The 19,292-nt window shown below is 59.9% G+C and carries 15 protein-coding genes; 10 read left to right on the forward strand and 5 right to left on the reverse strand.

All coding sequences use genetic code 11. From position 1 onward, the window contains the following. Positions 1 to 186: 186 nt before the first annotated feature. Complete coding sequence (locus ACUZ9Q_RS01740) at positions 187 to 1,020, forward strand: split-Soret cytochrome c (protein ID WP_449247210.1); 834 nt, start codon at positions 187 to 189, stop codon at positions 1,018 to 1,020. A gap of 130 nt (positions 1,021 to 1,150) precedes the next feature. On the opposite strand, the gene ACUZ9Q_RS01745 is transcribed toward ACUZ9Q_RS01740, so the two are convergent. The 5 genes from ACUZ9Q_RS01745 to ACUZ9Q_RS01765 all read right to left on the reverse strand — a co-directional run bounded on the left by ACUZ9Q_RS01745 (position 1,151) and on the right by ACUZ9Q_RS01765 (position 7,296). Beyond that, positions 1,151 to 2,746 (reverse strand): methyl-accepting chemotaxis protein, encoded by a 1,596-nt coding sequence (locus tag ACUZ9Q_RS01745; protein WP_449247211.1) that lies wholly within the window; start codon positions 2,744 to 2,746, stop codon positions 1,151 to 1,153. Between the two features lie 354 nt (positions 2,747 to 3,100). Then, positions 3,101 to 3,712, reverse strand: a complete 612-nt coding sequence (gene recR, locus ACUZ9Q_RS01750; RefSeq protein WP_022657734.1) for a recombination mediator RecR — start codon at positions 3,710 to 3,712, stop codon at positions 3,101 to 3,103. A 4-nt stretch (positions 3,713 to 3,716) separates the two neighbouring features. Then, entirely contained in the window at positions 3,717 to 4,028 is a 312-nt protein-coding gene (locus ACUZ9Q_RS01755; RefSeq protein ID WP_192112277.1) for a YbaB/EbfC family nucleoid-associated protein, read from the reverse strand. Positions 4,029 to 4,116: 88 nt separating this feature from the next. Continuing rightward, positions 4,117 to 6,150, reverse strand: coding sequence for a DNA polymerase III subunit gamma/tau (gene dnaX / locus ACUZ9Q_RS01760; protein WP_449247212.1), 2,034 nt, complete (start codon positions 6,148 to 6,150; stop codon positions 4,117 to 4,119). A 225-nt stretch (positions 6,151 to 6,375) separates the two neighbouring features. Continuing rightward, positions 6,376 to 7,296, reverse strand: coding sequence for a branched-chain amino acid transaminase (locus ACUZ9Q_RS01765; RefSeq protein WP_022657737.1), 921 nt, complete (start codon positions 7,294 to 7,296; stop codon positions 6,376 to 6,378). Positions 7,297 to 7,583: 287 nt separating this feature from the next. Here ACUZ9Q_RS01765 and ACUZ9Q_RS01770 point away from each other — a divergent pair, with 287 nt between their 5' ends. The 9 genes from ACUZ9Q_RS01770 to ACUZ9Q_RS01810 all read left to right on the forward strand — a co-directional run bounded on the left by ACUZ9Q_RS01770 (position 7,584) and on the right by ACUZ9Q_RS01810 (position 18,730). Further along, entirely contained in the window at positions 7,584 to 9,413 is a 1,830-nt protein-coding gene (locus ACUZ9Q_RS01770; RefSeq protein ID WP_449247213.1) for a hydantoinase/oxoprolinase family protein, read from the forward strand. Positions 9,414 to 9,648: 235 nt separating this feature from the next. Then, entirely contained in the window at positions 9,649 to 10,182 is a 534-nt protein-coding gene (locus ACUZ9Q_RS01775) for a GNAT family N-acetyltransferase (RefSeq protein WP_449247214.1), read from the forward strand. Between the two features lie 75 nt (positions 10,183 to 10,257). Next, positions 10,258 to 10,731, forward strand: a complete 474-nt coding sequence (locus tag ACUZ9Q_RS01780; RefSeq protein WP_192112281.1) for a tRNA (cytidine(34)-2'-O)-methyltransferase — start codon at positions 10,258 to 10,260, stop codon at positions 10,729 to 10,731. Next, positions 10,728 to 11,798: a CobD/CbiB family cobalamin biosynthesis protein gene (locus ACUZ9Q_RS01785; RefSeq protein ID WP_233483685.1), complete on the forward strand. Its 1,071-nt coding sequence runs from the start codon at positions 10,728 to 10,730 to the stop codon at positions 11,796 to 11,798. Before ACUZ9Q_RS01780 ends, ACUZ9Q_RS01785 begins: the two co-directional genes overlap by 4 nt. Positions 11,799 to 11,805: 7 nt before the next feature. Next, positions 11,806 to 12,552 (forward strand): sulfite exporter TauE/SafE family protein, encoded by a 747-nt coding sequence (locus ACUZ9Q_RS01790; RefSeq protein ID WP_192112283.1) that lies wholly within the window; start codon positions 11,806 to 11,808, stop codon positions 12,550 to 12,552. A gap of 156 nt (positions 12,553 to 12,708) precedes the next feature. Then, positions 12,709 to 15,867, forward strand: a complete 3,159-nt coding sequence (locus tag ACUZ9Q_RS01795; protein ID WP_449247215.1) for an efflux RND transporter permease subunit — start codon at positions 12,709 to 12,711, stop codon at positions 15,865 to 15,867. Between the two features lie 18 nt (positions 15,868 to 15,885). Next, positions 15,886 to 16,677, forward strand: a complete 792-nt coding sequence (locus ACUZ9Q_RS01800) for a YkgJ family cysteine cluster protein (protein WP_449247216.1) — start codon at positions 15,886 to 15,888, stop codon at positions 16,675 to 16,677. 167 nt (positions 16,678 to 16,844) lie between these two features. Then, on the forward strand, positions 16,845 to 18,059 hold the full coding sequence (locus ACUZ9Q_RS01805) for a bifunctional 3,4-dihydroxy-2-butanone-4-phosphate synthase/GTP cyclohydrolase II (RefSeq protein ID WP_192112286.1): 1,215 nt from the start codon (positions 16,845 to 16,847) through the stop codon (positions 18,057 to 18,059). 110 nt (positions 18,060 to 18,169) lie between these two features. After that, complete coding sequence (locus ACUZ9Q_RS01810) at positions 18,170 to 18,730, forward strand: cytochrome b/b6 domain-containing protein (protein WP_449247217.1); 561 nt, start codon at positions 18,170 to 18,172, stop codon at positions 18,728 to 18,730. The last annotated feature ends 562 nt before the right edge of the window (positions 18,731 to 19,292 follow it).

Here is a 19,292-nt window from a genome sequence, read left to right on the forward strand (position 1 = left end):
GCGCCATTGGTTGGGCGCGAACAATATGTAAGTCCTTCTCCGTTATCGTCTAGTCTTGTTGTGGAAAAAAAACAAAAAATTCCTTTTGTGCCCTGCGCCCTCATTGACTGTCGGGTTAAAAGAGCTGTAGCTTTTTTTTTCACATACCCTTTCTCTGGTATGTCAAATAACATCAGGAGGAGACCTATGGAATTTGGCAGAAGAACACTATTGACAGGGCTTGGCGGGCTTGTACTTGCGGGCGGTATGACATCTGTCGTCGGCAACAGCCTTGCTGCGGGGCAGACGCAGCCGGGTGGCCGTTTTGAGCAGGTCGGTGGAGATCATGGCTGGAAACCGCACAAGCTTGATCCCAAGGAGTGCGCAGAAGTGGCCTACCTTGGCTACTGGCACAACGACTACGGCTGTGGTTATGGCGCGTTTTATGCCATCATTGGCCTAATGGCAGAAAAATACGGCGCGCCGTACAACCAGTTTCCCTTTGCCATGCTCGAGGCCAACAAGGGCGGCATTTCGGATTGGGGCACAATTTGCGGGGCTCTTTATGGCGGCGTATCAACCTTTTCCCTGTTCTGGGGCAGAAAGGAAGTGCGGCCGATGGCCAATGATCTGTTCCGCTGGTACGAAACCGCAAAGCTCCCCGTGTTTGATCCCGGTGAAAAGGCACTGGGTTTCAAGGGGAGCCTGCCGCAGAGTGAATCGGATTCGGTTCTGTGTCACATCTCTGTTTCCAAGTGGTGTTACGTCAATAAAATTGAAGCCGAAAGCAAACAACGCAGCGAGCGTTGCGGCAGGCTGACGGCTGACGTGGCAGCAAAAACGGCGGAAATTCTCAACACCAAGATTGATGCAGGCAAAGATTACAAAGGGGTATTCCCTGTGCAGAAGTCCGTGTCATATTGCGGCGAATGCCACCAAACCAAGGGAAATGAAGCCAACTGGGCCAAGGGAACCATGGACTGCACCCCCTGCCATAGCGGCGCAAAGGGTACAATGAACAAGTTCAAGGATCATCCCTAGCCTTTTTGTCTAACGCTTGGCATCTGTGCCTGTTAGCTTTGCAGTGCAGGCATCGAACATAAAACAAACAGCGCCGAAACCTGGGTTTCGGCGCTGTTTGTTGCTTGTGCCGCCACGAGGCAGCACATCCTTATATATTGGGTTTACTCTGGCTGGCGTCGCTTTTGCGGATGTCGTCAAGGATGCCCGTTACAATATTGACCTGAGCGGCAAGGTCGCGCACCTGACCGGCGGCGGCATTGGTGGCCTCTGCTATGCGGGCGCTCAGCGTGTTGACCTCGGCAATATTGCGGTTGATTTCTTCCGAAGCTGCCGACTGCTGGGTGGCTGCCGCGGCAATGGCGGAAACCCGGCTGCTGGAATCGCCTGCAAGATTTGAGATAAGGTCAAGCGAGTGCCCCGATTCCTGCGCCATGTGGCTCACCTCTTCAATGGAATTGACCGTGGTATCCACCGTGGTGGCGCTTTTGCTGGTGCCTTCCTGAATGGCGGCAATGGCTTTTTCCACCTCGCTGGTGGCGCTCATGGTTTTTTCGGCCAGTTTGCGCACCTCATCGGCCACCACGGCAAAGCCGCGGCCAGCATCGCCAGCGCGGGCGGCTTCAATGGCGGCGTTAAGGGCAAGCAGGTTCGTCTGGTCGGCAATGTCGCGGATAAGCGTCAGCACGGCGCCAATGTCCCTTGCCTGTTTGTCCAGCGTGCTCATTTCACCCTTGAGGCCAGAGGCCTTGCCTTGCACTTCCTGCATATTCTTGATGGTGCGCAGCACAATGTCCGCGCCTTCCTGAGCGTGTCCCTGCACGGAATTGGCCGCATCGGCAGCGCCATCTGCATTGTGGGCCACTTCAAGCACGGTGGAGTTCATTTCGTCCATGGCAGTGGCGGTTTCGGCCATGCGGTCGGCCACCGTGCCGGACTTGTCGCGTACATCGTTGAGTGATTTGTCGAGAGTGTTGGCGGCATGCTGCAATGTTTCCACAACGCCCTCAAGCTGGTTCACAGTCTCCATGCGGGCCTTGTGCGCGGCTTGCTCGGCCTTCTTCTCAAGGGCAATGCGGGCGGTGATGTCCTCGCCGATTTCCACATGGCCCACCACGTTGCCGCGCCGGTCCTGCAAAAAGTCGAGCATGATCTGCATGGTTTTGCCATTGGGCATCTCATTGATGACCCGCTTGTTGCCCAGGCGCAGTTGTTCAATGCCGCACTGCGGCGTGTTGCAGATGTTGCCCTGCTTTTCCGAGCAATGTTTACCCACCACATCGCCCTGACAGGATTTATTCATGCTTTCAAGCGCGACCTTGTTGCAGAAGGTCCAGACCATGTCGTTATCTGTTACCGAAATGGAGAGGGGCAGGGTATTGAGTATGCTCTCGTACCAGTGAGCCTGGCCTTCGAGCTTGGCTACCATTTCTTGCAGAGCCGTGGCCATGTGGCCCAGACAGTCGGAACGGTCTATGTCCAGCTTTGCTTTTTCATCACCTGCGGCAATAGCCTTGGCGTAGAGTACAATTTTGCGGATGGGGCAGAGCCTGTTGCAGATAAAGAAGGAGCCGGCAACGGCTAGCAGGAGTGTAAAGCCACCGCCAATCAGCAGGGCTTTCAGTGTGGCAGCGCCGGACAGGGCATCGCCCAGAACCATGGCAAACCCGATGAGCATGGCCATACAGGCCAGTACAAGACCCGCAACAAAAACAAAAATGATGCGATAAGCCAAAGTCATGTTCATGGAATAGAACCTCATCCTGCGCCTTTGATTTGCTGGCAAACGCCATTTGGCCTGGGCGCTGTCAGTTGGCCAGTGCAAAGCAATGCAACGCGCAAACAGAAACCATCCCACTGAGATTCCTGAAAGTTCTTACGATGCATATGTCTTTGGCAAAACACATAGCATATATTATGTATCTAATAGTATATGCCGGGAGGCAGAAAAACAAGGAGATTGTGCAAATGTGCACAAATCACAAGCGCATTGCAGGGCAAGGCAGACAATCTCCGTGTTGCCCTTCTTACGGCATAATCATCGAAAGATTTATAGCGGAGTGAAAAAAAAGACGAGTCGCTGAGTTGGGTATGCGGAATGTCAGGAGAGATCTTGCCGGAATTGCAGGGATTGTCGCAAGGTTTCTTTGTCCATGAATTTTACTTCGGCCCCAAGGGGGATACCCTGTGCAAGACGCGAAACGCGCACGGCAGGGAACTGCCTGCGCACCATCTGCCGAATGAAGGAAGCTGTATTTTCTGCCTCAAGCGTCGCACCCAGGGCAAGAATAAGCTCATGCACCTCGCCTTCGCCCAGGCGCTTCACCAGCCTGTCCATGTCGAGGCTGTCGGAATCCATGCGCTCAAGAGGGGCGAGCAGGCCGCCCAGTATCAAATACTGGCCGTGATAAAAGCCGCCTTCGTCCAGCGTGAGCATGCTGTCCCATTCCGTGACAAGGCAAAGCGTATCGCGGGCGCGCTCGGTATCGGAACAGACCGCGCAGGGGTCAGTGGAAGAAAGCCCGCCGCAGCGCGAGCAGAGGTGCAGATTGTCGCGCAGGTCGTGGATGCCGCGCCCAAGACGCCGTGTTTCGGCTTCCGGCCATTTGAGCAGGGCCATGGCGGCCCGCATGGCGGATTTGGGGCCAAGGCCCGGCAGACGCGAAAGCTGCTCTACCAGGGCCTTGAGCGGTTCGGGAATCCGATCGTGCATGGCTCTAGAAAAGGCCGGGCAGCTTGATGCCGCCGGAGATGGAGCTCATTTCGCGCTCCATGGTTTCACGGGCGATGCGGCCGGCTTCATTAACAGCAGCCAGAATAAGATCCTGGAGCATTTCAACATCGTTGCCTTCAAGGGCCTTGGGGTCAATGATAAGTTTGCGCAGTTCCTGCTTGCCGGAGACTTCGGCCTTGACCATGCCGCCGCCGCTGCTGGCTTCGTAGCTGTGTTCGCCCATTTCCTGCTGGAGTTTGGCGATCTTGTTCTGCATAACCTGCGCCTGGCGCAGAATGTCGTTCATGTTCCGCATGTGTTTCTCCTTGCGTCTGTTGCATGCTTCCGGTTCCGGCGGCTTGGGCCGGGCGGACGCGGAAAGTTTTTTTCAGTTGCCAGCGGACTCAGCGGTTATCCTGATCCACCGGGCGGCACCCTTTGACCCGTGCGTTCAGCACTTCAAGGCAGGGTTGCAACTCGGGTCTCTGGCTGAATTCTTCAATCAGTTCCGCCTCGGGGCGATAGGGCCGGGGCGCCACGAGTTCAAGTTGCGTCTGCCCTGCGCCGTAGGCGGCCAGAGCTGCTGTCAGCTCCTCACGTCCGCGTTCAAGCTGGAACAACTGGGTTTCAGCCTTGGGGGCGAGGCGTAAAATTCCGTCAGCCCATGTGGCGCTCACGCTGCGCAGCAAATGCTGGCGCGGCATGTCGCGCCCGGCACCTTGCCATGAAGAGCAAAAATCACAAAATGCCGTCCAGTTGCAGGCAGCCTGACCTTCCTGCTTGCCCTGGCCTGGTGTGCCTGCGCCGCCCCGGTTGAAGCCTTGCCCGTCAGCAACGCTTGCGCCGGAGTCCGGCTGGTCAGAATTACTGGAGCCAGCTCCATTTTGTCCAGAATCATCTTGCCCGAAATTTCGTGAGCCAGAATCTTCCTGACGGAGGGCCTTCTGGCCGGGGCTACCCTGATTTGGCCTACCCATATCTGAGATGGCCAGATCTGTGCTGCCCAGATCAGGTTGCGCTGCTCCTGTTTGCGCACCGGGCCGCCAGGGGCGGTGCGTGGGGGCAGCAAAACTCTGGGCCGCGTCAGGCTCGTCAGATTCCGCATCGTCCGCATCATTGGCGGCGTGCTGCCCGGTGGCGGCATCCCTGGGGCGGGATTGAGCCACCTGCACGCTTCCGGCGGGCATTCCCGCACTGCTTTCCATACGCTGCGCAGAGGGGGGCACTGCCTGAGCCTGCTGTTGGCTTCCCTGTGCGGCTGCCTGACTTGGGGCCTGCACTGATGACTGACCAGCTCCGCCAGCCTGGCCGCCGGGGCCGGGCGTGGCCTGCCCAACGGGCAGCAACTGCGGCAGCAGGGCAAGGTTGAGCAAAAGCAGTTCAAGCGCTGCTGCTGGTTCCGGGCTTTGCACTATGCCGCGTTGCGCGTCAAGGGCCATCTGCCATGCCGCGTGCAGGTGAGCGGCAGAAAATTGCGGGGCAATGCCCTGCCAGAGGGCGGCTTCGTCTGCAGGGAGGCGCAGGCTCGGCACAATGGCCTGACCGCTCTGGCGCAGTAAAAAGAGGTTGCGCAGATTGCCCGCAAGCTCACGCATGAAAAAGCCAATATCCACACCCTGCTGCAATATCTGCCCGCAGAGGTTTGCCACGGCGGCGCAATCCTGCCCTTGCAGGGCGGTAAACAGCTCTGCAAACAGTTCCTGCCCTGCGAGGCCGAGCACCTGCCGGGTGGCTGCAACGGTGAGTTCCTCGCCGCCAAGGGCGAGGGTCTGATCGAGCAGCGACATGCTGTCGCGCACGCTGCCCGCCGCCCTGCGAGCAATAAGCCGCACGGCCCCTTCTTCAAAGGCCGCGTTTTCCTTGCGTAGCACGGCGGTGAGGTGGGCAAAGAGCGCGTCTTCGCTCAGGTGGCGAAACACAAAATGCTGGCAGCGGCTCACAATGGTGATGGGGAATTTGTGCGCCTCGGTGGTGGCAAAGATAAAGACCACGCGTTCCGGCGGTTCTTCCAGCGTTTTCAGCAACGCGTTGAAGGCGTTGCGGGTGAGCATATGAGCTTCGTCAATGATGAAAATCTTGTAGCGGCCTTCCATGGGCGCGTAGCCGATGGTTTCACGCAGGGAGCGGGCGTCTTCCACACTGTTGTTGGAAGCGCCGTCGATTTCGGTCACGTCAACGTGAACGCCCTGGGTGATCTTGCGGCACTGCTCGCACTGGTTGCAGGGTTCCGGCCCCGGAGCGTGCTGGCAGTTGAGCGCCTTGGCAAAAATACGGGCAATGGTGGTTTTGCCCACGCCGCGAGTGCCGCTCAAAAGGTAGGCGGCTGCGGGCCTGTCTTCTGCCGCAGCACGGGAAAGGACGGCCTTGACCATGTCCTGTCCTGCTACCTGGGCGAAGTTTTGCGGCCTGTATCGTGCGGCGAGGGAAAGATGTTTCATGGCGCTCGTTGCCTTTGAAAGATGACCAACGGGCTGTCGGGCAGTCCCGGATTGCGCTATGCGCGAACCCGCAGGAAAGGCTGTTACCTGTTGTGTCCGTGTTGCGCCGGATTACGACGCAGGGCGGACTTGTTTACTCTTTGGTATCCGGCAGCCCCGCGAGGGCGGAGCTGCCGGATGCATATCTCTCTAAGCGGCGGCATTGCGGCCCGCCGTTTGTCTGCACTAAATGGTAAAGCGGTGCAGCCAGCCTTCGTATTTGGGATTTTCGCCCTTGACGATGGCAAAGTATTCTTTCTGCAGGTGCTTGGTCACCGGGCCAGCGTGCCCAACGCCGATCTGGCGGTGGTCAAGCTCGCGGATGGGGGTGATTTCAGCCGCGGTGCCGGTAAAGAACGCTTCATCAGCGATGTAGAATTCATCGCGGGTGAACTGCTGTTCTTCCACGGTGTAGCCGAGGTCTCTGGCAAGCTTCATGACGGAGTCGCGCGTGAGGCCGCCCAGAATGGACGTCCAGGGCGTGGTTTTGATCACGCCGTCGCGCACGATAAAGATGTTCTCGCCCGTGGCTTCGGAAACATAGCCGTTGGTGTCGAGCATCACGGCTTCGTCATAGCCGTCTTCCTTGGCTTCCACCTTGGCAAGGATGGAGTTGATGTAGTTGCCGGCGGCCTTGGCCTTGGACATGCTGGTATTCACATGGCTGCGGGCAAAGCTGCTGGTCTTGACGCGGATGCCCTTTTCAAGAGCTTCTGCGCCAAGATACGCGCCCCAGGCCCAGGCGGCGATGATGGTCTGCACCGGGTTGTTGCCGGGGTAGACGCCCATTTCGCCATGGCCCACGAAAGAAAGGGGGCGCACGTAACCTTCGGGCAGTTTATTGGCCTTGAGGGTCTCAATACAGGCGGCTACGAGCTGTTCAGCCGTGAAGGGTACTTCCAGGCGCATAATCTTAGCGGAGTTAATTAGGCGCTTGCAGTGGTCTTCCAGACGGAATACGGCAGAAGTGCCGTCGGCGCAGGCGTATGCGCGAATGCCTTCAAATACGGCGCTGCCGTAATGCAAGGCGTGGGTCAGCACATGAACCTGTGCTTGTTCAGAAGGGAGCATTTTTCCGTCAAACCAGATAAACTTTGCGTTCTGCATGGCTTTCCTCCGCAGTAGCCTGCTGTATAAGACGCGGGCGCGCCGGGGCAGTCCCGGCGGTTGCCGCAAGAGCAAAAATCTACTGAAAATGACCGCATATGGCAAGCAATTGCGCCAGTGGGAGAAAGAATATCCACAATTGCGGGTGCATGGAGCAGGCAAAGGGGATGCGCGGCGGGGCAGGGCCGGTAAGGCCGCCTGAAAACTGCCCAATAATAAGGGCTGGCCCTGCGGATGGCGATGCCGTATGTTCAGGGCCAGCAAACAAGTATTATGAGGCCGGAATTATGAGCGAAACATATGTGCTGGGCATTGACGCCGGGGGCACGCACACCGATGCCGTGCTGCTTGCCTGCGATGCCGCCGCAGAAGAACTGGCTCCGGGCGAAATTGGCGCAGAGGGACTTGGTGCCGAAGCTTTGCCCTCCGCCCGGTTGGTGGCCAGCGCCAAGGCGCGCACCCGTCACGACAATCTGCCCGCGTCTGTGCGCGAGGTGCTCGCCGCCCTGGCAACGGCTGCCCCTGGCTGCGATTTTGGCGCTATTTCACGCGTGACCCTTGGGGCGACCCTGGCCGTCAACGCCCTGGTGCAGGATCGCGCCGACCCTGTGGGGCTGGCCCTTTCCGCCGGGCCGGGGCTTGATCCGCATCGTTTTGCAATGGGCGCGCATGTCTGCGTTGTTCCCGGCGGGCTGGATCACCGGGGCGTGGAGGTCAGCCCCCTGCGCACTGCCTCCTTGCCTGCCGCTGTCAGGGAATGGGAGGCGGCGGGGGTTGCCGCCGTGGCCTGCGTGGGCAAATTTTCGCCGCGCAATGCCGTGCACGAACTGGCCATGAGCGAAGCCGTGCGGTCGGCTGTGCCGCAGATGTCCATAACCGTGGGGCACAGGCTCTCGGGGCGGCTCAACTTTCCCCGGCGCATGGCAACCGCCTATTTCAATGCCGCCGTGCAGCGCCTGCACAATGAATTTCTGGATGCCGTGGAGGCTGCCCTTGCCGAGGCTGGCATTACAGCCTCGGTGCGTCTGCTCAAGGCGGACGGCGGCGCGGTGCCGCTGACGCTTTCGCGGCGGGAGCCTGTGCAGTCCATACTTTCCGGCCCTGCGGCCAGCGTCATGGGCGTGCTCGCCCTGTGCGGCGGCAGCAAGGCCATGCGGCAGGGCTGCTCCCTGTTGCTCGATATGGGCGGCACAACAACAGATATGGCGCTCTTTGTGGACGGCTCCCCGGTGGTGGACAGGGACGGCATGCTGCTCAAGGGGCGGCGCACCCTTGTGCGCGCTCTGGCTTCGGTTTCCATCGGTGTGGGCGGCGATTCGCTGCTTGCGGTGGATACCGCGCCCGGCGCTGCGCGCCCGGTTCATGTCGGCCCCTTGCGCGAAGGCCCGGCCATGGCCTTTGGCGGTTCCCGTCCCACCCTGCTGGATGCCCTGAACGTATTGAATTTTGTCGCTGGCCCGGCTGGCGTGCTGGGCATCAATGGCGGGGATGCCGTGGCGGGCGATGTGAACGCATCCACGGCGGGCATTGCCGCACTGGCCGCAGAGCACGGCCTGTCCCCGGAATCTCTGGCCCAAATGGCCGCAGACGATGCCCTTGCACAGGTGGCCGCCGCCGCCCGTGCCCTGACTGATGGCATCAATGCCCGCCCCATTTACACCCTGGCGGCCCTCAAGGCAGTGTGCGAGGCGCGCCCGCAGCACGTGTGGCTGGTGGGCGGCCCTGCGGCCTGCGTTGCCCGGCGCATGTCCAAAGCCCTGAACATGCCCGTGGAAACACCGCCATACGCAGATGTCGCCAATGCCGTGGGCGCGGCCCTGACCCTGCCAACAGACGCGCTGGAACTCTATGCCGATACCGGGCGCTGCGTGCTGACAATCCCGGCGCTGGAATTGACCGAGCGCATTGGCAAGGGCTACAGCCTGAGCGAAGCCCGCCAGCGGGCCAGCGCCCTGCTGCGCGAAAGGCTGGAGGCGGCTGGCGTCAGCGGCGCGCGGGTGGAAGTGACCGAGGCGGACATCTTCGCCACGCTGGATGACGCGGGTTTTGGCAGCAAGGATATTCGTGTTGTTTGTCAGGTTGTTCCCGGTCTCTCCGCTTCCATGAAAATTATGTGAGCGGGTGCGCCGTGCGTGTCTTTTACCCTCCATCTGCGTCAAAATATTGCCCGGTGTCGGTCGAGTACCGTTATGTACACTCCCTCCACGGGCAATATTTTTCCTTGCCGGAGAACAAAATCCATCGCATGGCGCACCCGCTCACGAAAGTATGGGGTAGTGAAATTTCGCTGGAAAACAAGAATCAGCAACCACTTGTTGCAGGAAAACACGTTGCTTTGCGCGGCGGATTGATATGAAAAGTCCTCAGGGATACACCATAGCACAGGCAACGGCATGTCATGTGCCCCTGCTGGCGGCTATTGAAGTAGCCGCTGCGGGGATTTTTCCTCCAGGCTCCATACCGGATCACATCCGTTCCGATTTCACGCCTGTGGACAAACTTCATGAAGCTGTTCAAAACGGCCTTCTCTGGGCGGCCCTTGACCATGCGGGCAATCCTGTGGGCTACGCCTATGTGCGGCTGATTGACCATGCCGCTCTGCTGGCCCAGATTGACGTGCACCCTGACCACATGCGCAAAGGCATAGGCGCGGCGCTCATTGGCCGGGTTGCAGAGGGCTTGCGGCAGCGCAGAATGCCCGCACTCTATTTGACAACATTTACCCACGTGCCCTGGAACGCGCCATTTTACGCCCGCTTGGGCTTCACTGCTCTGGAAGATGCGGACATGCCCCGGTTTCTCAAGGATATTCTTGAAGAAGAAAAGCGCTGCGGCCTGACCAACCGCATCGGCATGCGCCTGCCCCTCGCGGGGGAGGCCAACTAGATATGTTTGCCTCGGCAATATGGCTGGCACTTCCAGTCTGTGCCATTCACATTATTACCACCAGTCAGCTACACCATGCAGATAGTTCTTTTTGAGCCGGAAATCCCCCCCAATACAGGCAATATCGCCCGGCTGTGCGCCGCCACGGATACCACCCTGAACCTCATTGAGCCTCTGGGCTTCAAGCTTGAAGACCGCTACCTCAAGCGCGCAGGGCTGGATTACTGGCCCAACGTGCGGCTGCGCGTCTGGCCCGACTGGGCCGCCTTTGCGGCGCAGGGGCAGCAGGGTGCGCGCCTTGTGCTGACCTCGGCCAAGAAAGGGCAGGTCAGCGCCCCGGCCCACCAGTTTGCCTTTGAGCCGGAGGATTGCCTTGTATTCGGGCCGGAAACGCGCGGCCTGCCGCAGGAAATTCTGGCGCTTTCGCCCCACCGTATCCGCATTCCCATGCTGGAGGGTCGCGTGCGCAGCCTCAACCTTTCCACCTCGGCGGGAATTGTGCTGTATATGGCCCTGGCCCGCACCGGCCTTATGGAGAATTGGGCGTGAGTCTGGCGCAGCTATTCCCCTATTCCGTGTGGGAATGCTGGTGGCTTGCCCCTCTGGCCCTGATTTTTGATCTCTGGCTGGGCGATCCTGACCTGCCGTGGAGGCACCCTGTCTGCGTGGTGGGCAAGCTGCTGGACTGGCTGGAAGCCCCGGCGCGGCGCGTTATGCGCAAGAACGGGCCGGATGCCGAACGTCAGCGCGGGCGTTTTGCCGGGGGTGTTGCGCTGGCAGTGCTTGTGGGGCTGACAGGTGTTGCGGCATGGGGGCTGGTTTCCTTGCCGGTGCTTGGGCCACTGCTGGCCCTGTATCTGGCCTGGGCCGGGCTTGCTCTGGGCAGCTTGCTGCGCACCGGGCAGGAAGTGCTGCGCCGGGTCGAACACTATGACGAGCCGCAAGCGCGCGAAGCGCTTTCGTGGCTGGTCAGCCGGGATACATCCAGCATGGATCGCCCCCTCATGCGCAAAACCCTGGCCGATACGCTTTCTGAAAATCTCACGGACGCCTTTATGGCTCCTTTTTTCTGGCTGCTCGTGGGCGGGCCCGTGGCCATGTGGTGCTACAAGGCCGTGAGCACCACTGATTCCATGTGGGGCTACCTGACCGAAAAGTGGCGCTGGCTGGGCTGGGCCGGGGCGCGCGGCGATGATGCGCTGGCCTACCTTCCTGCCCGTTTATCGGCCTGTGCGGCCTGCCTTGCGGACAGATGCGTAGCCATCTGTGAACGTCATCTGCGGTTTTTGCCCGGTCGGCTGCGGCCCGTGCGCGTGTGGCAAGGCCGCTGGCCCGGTTTTCGGGTTGTGGCCCGACAGGCCGTAGGTATGCCAAGCCCCAATTCCGGCTGGTCCATGACAGTCTGCGCATGGCTGTGCGGCGCGCGCATGGGCGGGCCGTCCGTGTACTTCGGCACGCTGACGCCAAAACCCTGGCTCGGGCCGGAACAGGACGAGGCCGCGCCCTGGGATCGCAAGCGCTTGCTGGCGCTTTGTGAACTCTTGCGCTATAGCGCCTTGTGTGGGGGTCTGACGCTCTGGCTGTGCTTCATGGTGGTCAGTCTGCCTAATTTTTGAGGAAGATATGTTGTTAATAGTGCTGGGTGCTGTATGCCTGCTGGTGGGTATTCTGGTTGGGCTTACGGGCGTGGGCGGTATTCTTGTCCCTCCGGGGTTGATCCTGCTGAGCGGGCTTGAGCCGCACGAGGCCATGGGGACGGCGCTGGCGTCCTTTTTGCCCATTGGGCTGGTGGGAACCGTCATGTATCGCCGTTTGGGCCATGTGGACTGGTCGCGGGCCACGCCCTTTATGATCGGCGGCCTCGCGGCTCTGCCTGGGGCCGTGCTCAACGCCAGCATCAACGCAAAGCCGCTGGTGATTTTGCTGGCGGGCATCATCCTGTTTGCAGGCTTTTGCGTATTGCGCCCCCCCAAGGCTGGCGGCAGCGTTTTTTGGCAGAGCAGGGCGGGGTTTTTCTTCATCGGGGCGAGCACGGGCTTTCTGGCGGGCATGACTGGCGCTGGCGGCCCGGTGCTGACCATCCCGTGGATGATAGCCGCTGGGGTTGCCCCCATGACGGCTGTGGGCCTTGCCATGCCGTATCAGGTGGTTACAGCCCTGTTTGGCACGGTGGGCAATATAGCTGACGGGCATGTGGATTTTGCCCTGCTGCCGATAATATGCATTCTTGAAGTCGCAGGGTTTGCTGGCGGCGTGGTTCTGGCAAAACGCACGCCCACAGGCATGCTGCGCACCCTCATTGGCGGCGTGTGCTGTTTGCTGGGCCTGTTCCTGCTGGTGCGGGAGCTGGAGCAGTATTTTTTGAATTGATGGAATGGATTTGTCCAAAGCAGGCTTGGGCGGGCTTTGACCGCCACAAGGCGAGTGCCCCGGACGTTGATTATTTTACATGGGCAGACTTGATCCGGGCAGCCCCTCTTGCCGCAAGGCAAGTGTGCCGTCCATTGCATTCCCCGAGGGGGCCGCATGAATATCGCCGCGCTTTTTATCCGCCGCCCTGTGGCCACTGTGCTGATAATGCTGGGCATGCTGTTTTTTGGCGTGTCGGGGTATCGCAACCTGCCCGTAAACCAGTTGCCCACCGTGGATTTTCCCACCATTCAGGTGCAGGCCGAACTTGCCGGGGCCGATCCGGAAACCATGGCCTCATCCGTGGCTACGCCGCTGGAAAAAGAATTTTTCACCATTGCGGGCATCGACTCCATTTCATCTGTCAATTCTACGGGCCGCACACGCATCACCATCCAGTTTGCCCTTGACCGCAATATCGATGCGGCGGCTCTGGACGTGCAGTCGGCCATCGGCCTTGCCCAGCGTCGTTTGCCCTCCAACATGACCGTGCCGCCGAGCTTCCGCAAGGTGAACCCCGCGGATCTGCCCATCCTGCAACTGCGCGTATCATCTGCCACCTTGCCGCTCTATGTGCTCAATGAATACGCGGATACGCTCATAGGCCAGCGCCTTTCCATGGTGGACGGCGTGGCTCAGGTGGTCATTTACGGGCAGAAGCAGTACGCAGTGCGCGTGCAGCTGAATCCGGACGAGCTGGCCACGCGAGGCCTTGGCATTGACGAGGTGGCCGAGGCTGTTGCCGCAGCCAACAGCATGCTGCCCACAGGCTCGCTGGAAGGGTCGCATCGGGCTGATTCCATCAAATCTTCGGGCCAGCTTATGAACGCCCGCGCCTTCAGCGACGCGGTGGTGGCCTACCGCAACGGCGCGCCCGTGCGCCTGCGCGATCTGGGCGAAGTGGTGGACAGCTTCAAGCAGGACAAACAGCTTACCTGGAGCAACGGCGGCGCGCCCAGCATCATGCTGGCCGTGGAGCGCCAGCCCAGCACCAATACAGTGCAGGTGGTGGATTCCATCCGCGCCCTGCTGCCCGCGCTGGAAAAACAATTGCCGCCCTCCGCCAAGGTGGAGGTTTTTTACGACCGCTCCGAGTCCATTCGCGAATCTGTGGCAGACGTAAAATTCACTCTGGTGCTCACGGTATTTCTGGTGGTGCTGGTCATATTTATCTTTTTGCGCAACCTGCCCGCCACCATCATTCCCAGCCTTGCCCTGCCCATGTCGGTTATTTCGACCTTTGCCGTCATGTCTGTGCTGGGCTACAGCCTGGACAACCTCTCGCTCATGGCTCTGACTCTTGCCGTGGGCTTTGTGGTGGACGATGCCATCGTCATGCTTGAAAACATCGTGCGCCATCAGGAGATGGGCAAGGATCCGCAGACAGCGGCCTTTGACGGCTCGGCGGAGATCGGCTTCACCATTGTTTCCATGACGCTCTCGCTGGCGGCGGTGTTCATTCCCGTGCTGTTCATGGGCGGCATTGTGGGGCGGCTGTTCCGCGAATTCGCGGTGGTGATCATTGCCGCGATTCTGAGCTCCGGCGTGGTTTCACTCACGCTCACTCCCATGCTCTGCGCTTATTTTTTGAAGGCTCAGGGGCGGAACATGGCCGGGCACAAGCCTGCCGTGAGCGGGCTGTACGGCGCGCTCGAACGATGTTTTGACCGCTTGGCCGACCTGTACGCCCGCTCGCTGGATGTGGCGTTGCGCCATCGGCGCATTACCCTGTTGGCCTCGTTTGGCCTGTTGGCCCTGACAGTATGGCTGGGCATGGTCATTCCCAAGGGTTTTTTGCCTACGGAAGACATGGGCCTGTTGCAGGCCAGTACCGAGGCGGAGCAGGGCGTGTCCTTTGAGGGCATGGTGCGGGCGCAGCACAGCCTTGACCCAATGCTGGAATCATCCACCCATGTGGCGGCCTACAACTCCATTGTGGGCATTGTGGGCGGCAGCCAGAGCATGAACAACGGCATCCTGCTCATGCGGCTGGCGGAGCACGACAAACGCCCCGGCATTGAGGCCGTGGCCCAGAAGCTGCGCAAGGATCTCAACACCTCGCCTTCCATGCGCGTATTTGTGCGTGTGCCGCCCACCATCAGCATTGGCGGCCGCGCCTCCAAGGCCCTGTATCAATACACGCTGTTTGGGCCGGATATGGGTTCGCTTTTTGAAAGCGCCCAACGCATCGAGGATGCCCTGCGCAAGTTGCCGGAATTGCAGGACGTCAACAGCGACCTGCAACTCAAGAATCCTGAACTGCGCGTGACCATTGACCGCAACCGCGCCGCAGCTCTGGGCGTGACCCCGCAGCAGATAGAGCTGGCCCTGCAGTCGGCCTACGGTTCGCGCGAGGTTTCGACAATTTACGCGCCTACGGATGACTATTCGGTCTTTGTGGAATTGCAAAAGCCCTTCCAGAAAGACCGCTCGGCCCTTTCGCGGCTTTATGTGCGCTCCAAGAGCGGCGATCTTGTACCGCTGGATACTCTTGCCAAACTTTCCACCGGTGTTGGCCCCATCGCGGTCAACCACAACGGGCAGTTCCCGTCCGTGACCATCTCGTACAACCTGCGCCCCGGTATTTCGCTCAGTCAGGGCGTAGGCGCGGTGGAGGCGGCGGCGCGCCCGCTGCTGCCCGATACGGTGACCGCCGAATCGCAGGGCACTGCGCAGGCCTTTCAGAGTTCGCTCAAAGGTATGGGCTGGCTGCTTGTGCTGGCCATTGTGGTCATTTATCTTGTGCTGGGCATTTTGTATGAAAGCTTTATCCACCCGTTCACCATTCTTTCCGGCTTGCCGTCGGCGGGCTTTGGCGCGCTGGCGACCCTGTGGCTGTTCGGCATGGAGCTTGATCTGTACGGCTTTGTGGGCATCATCATGCTGCTTGGCATCGTAAAGAAAAATGCCATCATGATGCTCGATTTCGCACTGGAAGCGCAGAAGAATGATCCGTCCCTTGATCCGCTGGCAGCCATTACCCAGGGCTGTCATGTGCGCTTTCGGCCTATCATGATGACCACCGTGGCCGCGCTCATGGGCGCGCTGCCCATTGCCGTGGGCATCGGCGCGGGGGCCGATGCCCGCCGTGCGCTGGGTCTGGCTGTGGTGGGCGGGCTGTGCTTTTCGCAGTTGGTCACGCTCTACATCACGCCAGTGTACTACTATTATATGGAAAAACTCTCCCGCAGGCTGGGACGCCTCTGGGGCGGACGTTTCAAGCAGAACCGGCAGGAACATGCGGAGAAAGGGCAAGCCTTTCCTCCTTCGCACTGATCCGGCCCTGGAGAACCTATGAGTATGCAGAATTCCCCTTTTTCATCCATGCCCGCGGATTCCGGCGGGGAGCCTGTGTGCAGGCGCTGCGGCACCTGTTGCCTGCTGGGCGGGCCGACCCTGATGCTGAGCGACGCCGCATTGCTGGTTTCCGGCACGTTGACCCTCGAAGCCCTGGTGTGCCTGCGTGCCGGGGAGTGGGCGCGGGATGACTCGCGCAAGGCATTGCGGCCGCTGGAAGGGGAACGTCTCAAGATTGCCGGGCCCGGCGGCAGGGTGCACCCCTGGCGCTGCCGTTATTACCGCGAAGGCGCGGGCTGCGGCATCTATGAACAGCGCCCGGCCCAGTGCACGGCCCTGTTCTGCATGGACACCGGGCCGCTGGAGGCCCTGCTTGCCAAGGGGTCGCACCTTGGGCGGTATGCGGCTCTGAACGCGCTGGCCGACGGGATCCCCGGATTTTCAACTCTGAGTGCTGCCAGCAGGGCCTTGCTGCCTGACCTTGTGAGCGCGCATGAAGAGCAGGTTTCTGTGCGGGCGGTGCTTGAACTGGCCGACAGACTGGGATTTTTTCCGCAGCAGGGGCAAGGCCTGACGGTGGAGCGTTATGCGGAGCAAGGCCCGCTGGAGGGCAGCGAGCGGGAAGCCGCCGTGGCGGAACTGGGCGAAGCCGCCCGCACGGATGCTGCTTTTCGCGAGCTTTGCGTGGAGCGCGCTGGCGTACCCCGCGCCATGCTACCCTTTTTGTTCGGCAGGTCGGTCAAGGATCTGCTGGCAGAGGTTGGCCTCAAGCCTGTTTCGGGCAGTTAGCCCAAGGCGCGGGCGATTTGTCTCTGCGGGGGCGGCACTGAACCTTTTGCGGGCAGAAAGGCGCTGTGTGTTTGACCCTCCTGCGGTTGACAGAACAGGCCTCCGTACCTAACCTTTGATGAAAGTAAAAAAAATCACGCCCCCCGGCGGGCAATGAAGGAAGCAACATGCCATTGTGCAGCATTGAAGAGGCCATTGCCGACATCCGGCAGGGCAAAATGATTATTCTGGTAGATGACGAAGGCCGCGAAAACGAAGGCGACCTCACCATGGCAGCCGAGCATGTGACTCCGGAAGCTATCAATTTCATGGCCAAGTTCGGCAGGGGGCTCATCTGCCTGCCTATGGCTCCCGAGATCATTGATCGCTTGCAACTGCCCCTGATGACCCAGCGCAACGGTTCGCGCTTTGGCACCAACTTCACCATCTCCATTGAAGCCCGCGACGGCGTGACCACGGGCATTTCCGCCGCCGACCGCGCCACGACCATCCTGGCTGCCGTGGCAGACAATGTGCGGCCTGACGATATCGTCACCCCCGGGCATATCTTCCCCCTGCGGGCCAAGGTTGGCGGTGTGCTTTCGCGCGCCGGGCAGACCGAAGGCGGCGTTGACCTTTCCCGTCTGGCCGGTCTCAAGCCTGCGTCCGTCATCTGCGAGATCATGCGCGACGACGGCACCATGGCGCGCATGCCCGACCTTGAAATTTTTGCCGAAGAGCACGGCCTGAAGATTGCCGCGGTCAAGGATCTCATCCGCTACCGCCTTGACCGGGGTCAGGTTTCGGTGCGCCGGGTGGCGCAGGCCCATTTGCCCACGCGCTTTGGCGACTTCTCTGTCATTGCCTATGAAAGCGAAAACGAACCCGGCACGCATCTGGCACTTGTAAAGGGTGACCTTTCCACGCCGGAACCGGTGCTGACCCGTATTCACAGCGAATGCCTCACGGGTGATGCCCTTGGATCACTGCGCTGCGACTGCGGCGGCCAGCTGGGCGCTGCCCTGCGCCAGATCGAAAAAGAAGGGCGCGGCGCGCTGCTCTATATGCGTCAGGAAGGGCGTGGTATCGGCCTTGCCAACAAGATCAAGGCGTATGCCTTGCAGGATGAGGGCTACGATACGGTCGAAGCCAACCGCAAGCTGGGCTTCCCCCCGGATTTGCGCGACTACGGCACCGGCGCGCAGATGCTGGTTGACCTGGGAATCCACAAGATCCGCTTGCTGACCAATAACCCCAAGAAGATTGTGGGACTTTCCGGTTACGGCATAGAGATTGTGGAGCGGGTGCCCATTGAAATGGAAGCCTGCCCGGAGAATGAAAACTATTTGCGTACCAAGAAAGAAAAGATGGCGCACATGCTTTCATGCTCGTGCCTCCATTAGACCTGTTGCGCCGCCCCTTGGGGCGGCGCTTGTTTTTTTGCGGGGATTGAAGCCACAGGCGCGCCGTTGCGCCGCCGTTCTTGAAAAGTTGCAAAACAGGGAGCGACGCTATGGGCTTGGGTGAAATGCTGAAAACCCAGTTGGGTTTGCTGTGGAAGTTTCTCGGATTTTTTCAGCCTCCGGTGTTGTGTTTTTTGCACGCCCTGGTGGTCTGCCTGATACTGGTGCAGGTGCTGACGCAACTTTTTGGCCTTGGCGCCGTCCACATGATTCTGGGCCTTGTGCTGTGCGTGCTGGGATTTGGCCTTGTGGCATGCGGGCTTGGCATGCGTGGGCCGCGTCACTATTTTCCCTATCTGTGGGGCGACATGGCGCAACTTGCCAGTGACGTTGCGGCCATACGCAGCGGCAAGCTTATTATCGCGCCGCGCCCCAAGGGGCTTGCCTGTGTTGTGCAGGGCCTCGGCATGGGAGCCTTGAGTATGACCCTGCTCACTGGCCTGTGGTGGTTCCGCTCGTGGCAGATGGGTGATGCGTCGCACACAGCAGCTAGCCTGCACAGCGTATTTGTATGGCTTTTGATGGCCTATGCCGTTGGACATGGCGGCATGGCTCTGGGGCATTTTTTCTTCTGGAAGCAAGCCGCTGCAAAGAAGCCCCGGGCAAGCTAACCCAATTGGCCCATCCGGGCATATCCGCTGGTATCTGCCGTTGACGGCAGCTGTTGGCAGCGTTAATTTTTTTGTGGCGGCGCGCGCTGCGCCGCCACATCCTCACAAGCTCCTGATTCCGGCATTCCCGCCTGTCTGGGCCATCTTTTTCACATTTTCTCACTGGTCGCGTTTTGCGATGCCGTTGCTGAACATGGAATATTTTTTCATGGCAGCCGCAGAATTTTTTTTATGTGTTCCTTCCAGCCAGAGTGTTGGGAACATTGTGGGCACTGCGTCTTCACAATACCGCGCATAATGCTTAACTGTTTAAAACGATTTGAATTGCAATGATGCATATCGCATTGCCCAGGTATCGGTGCAACGACAGTGGGGAAACTTTTGGCGATAATGTCAGACTGTGATACCAAAGTTTTTTGGCTTGTGCCCTTTGCAAACTTGTCAAACAACGCTATACGTCTTCATTCTCGTAAAAAAGTTGACCGGCTGTTCAAACAACCGTATGGGAATCCAAATCTGTCAGGCCCGCGCAAGGGGCGCGAGGTCTGTGCCTTACCATAAA

Source organism: Desulfovibrio desulfopostgatei (genome assembly GCF_053570645.1).